The 1,626-nt window shown below is 38.6% G+C and carries 2 protein-coding genes; one reads left to right on the top strand and one right to left on the bottom strand.

The annotated features are described in order from the left end of the window. The first annotated feature begins 242 nt into the window (after positions 1–242). Complete coding sequence (locus A1019T_RS13400) at positions 243–509, top strand: hypothetical protein (RefSeq protein ID WP_077451090.1); 267 nt, start codon at positions 243–245, stop codon at positions 507–509. A gap of 350 nt (positions 510–859) precedes the next feature. Here A1019T_RS13400 and A1019T_RS07430 read toward each other — a convergent pair. Next, positions 860–1,626: RNA-guided endonuclease TnpB family protein (locus A1019T_RS07430; RefSeq protein WP_077451091.1), on the bottom strand; the 767-nt coding region annotated here is incomplete at its 5' end.

The raw sequence follows: 1,626 nt of genomic DNA on the forward strand, positions 1-1,626 counted from the left end.
CTAATCAGTACACTAATCTTTTTTATGTGATTTAATGATATGTAATCAAATATAACTAAATGTGATACACAACTAACTAATACTAATTCTAATACATATCCTCAAATAGTTCTATCCTTCACCCCTATTTTTTCACCAAATGTAACAAAATTTGACAATAGGTTATATATTGCCACAAATACCAAGCTATCACTGGGCTGAGCCTAAATAGCTTTTCGTAGATACTATAAGGTTAACCTGTAATGTCGTTTTCTATTGTTAAGTTACTTAATCAAAGCGCTCAAAAATCCTTTGACAATCTTAAACTTAACCCAAACAAAATAGGTCAAAATAAGGGCTTTACTTTAATAGCGTTGCTACTAACCCTGTTACTACTTATCACTTTAACTTCAATCGCTTTGCCCTCTTTTATTGGCACATTAAAAAGTTGGGAAGCCAAAGAGGTACGTGATCAAATAACAGGTGCCTTTCGTACTGCCAAAGCTTTATGCAGCGTCAAAACAGCATAATGTGTTTAGCAGATGCGCACTATCGTTGCCATAATCAGGCTAAAGAATATGTTTTAATTTTCACCGATAGCGACAATAATCATCAATTTGACACAGCAGTCAATGAATTACTCCTAAAACAACCCCTGAACTTGGATTATGCCAGGGTATATCTCAGAGCAGGTCGACGCCACTATATTAAGTTTTTTTGGAAACAGTGGGTTACCTCGTGGACATTTTGGCCACATTGACATACTCCCACCACCAAACCTAGCGGTTATGGTAGGGGAGTCTTTGCGACCCATAGCAACCTAAGCTACCATCTTTCGCCAGTACACTTACGCTGATAAGTATTGTACTGGGGGAACTCTTTACACAGTAGCAAGTCCTGCTACATCAGCTAACGCCTGTTGGCGTATATTGCTCGCAGCATTGATATCACGGTCATGGTGTGTTTGACAGCTAGGACACGTCCAATGACGCACCGATAACGGCAGACTCTCTAATTTGTGATGACAATGCGAACAAATTTTAGAACTGGCAAAGAATCGAGTTACCTTTAGGATATTCTTACCATACCAATTCGCCTTGTAAGTAAGCAGGGTAACAAACTGCCCCCAACCCACATCATTAGTGGCTTTGGCAAGTTTACGGTTCTTTACCATATTTTTTACACCTAAATCTTCAATCGCATAACTGGTCGCTTGGTTTTCGCAAATCAGTTTATGCGTGACTTTATCGTGTAAGTCTAAGCGCTGGTTGCGTACTTTTTCATGAATACGAGCAACGGCTAATTTTTGTTTTTGATAGTTTTTACTGGTCTTTTGTTTACGAGCAAAGATTTTTTGCTGCATAGAAAGTCTTTGACTGGCTTTGGCTAAATGCTTTGGGTTATCAAACTTGCTACCGCCTGATAAGTTAAGTAAATGGCGGATGCCTAAGTCAATACCAACAGTTAGGCTAGGCTCTATTGTGGTAGGTGTTGGTACAACTTCATTGTTTTCAACTAAAATACTTGCATAGTATTTGCCTGTTGCTATCTTACTAATCGTTACTGTTTTAACCCTGCCCTCAAACTCACGGCTAAATACGGTTTTGATGCCTTTTATTTTAGGTAGATTGATAACTCCCTGCTCAA

Origin of the sequence: Psychrobacter piechaudii (assembly GCF_900162825.1) — a bacterium.
In the GTDB taxonomy this organism is placed as follows: Bacteria; Pseudomonadota; Gammaproteobacteria; order Pseudomonadales; family Moraxellaceae; genus Psychrobacter; species Psychrobacter piechaudii.

Excerpts from the sequence above, each read along its gene's own strand:
- A1019T_RS13400 (WP_077451090.1), top strand. The coding sequence starts at position 243 with ATGTCGTTTTCTATTGTTAAGTTACTTAATCAAAGCGCTCAAAAATCC.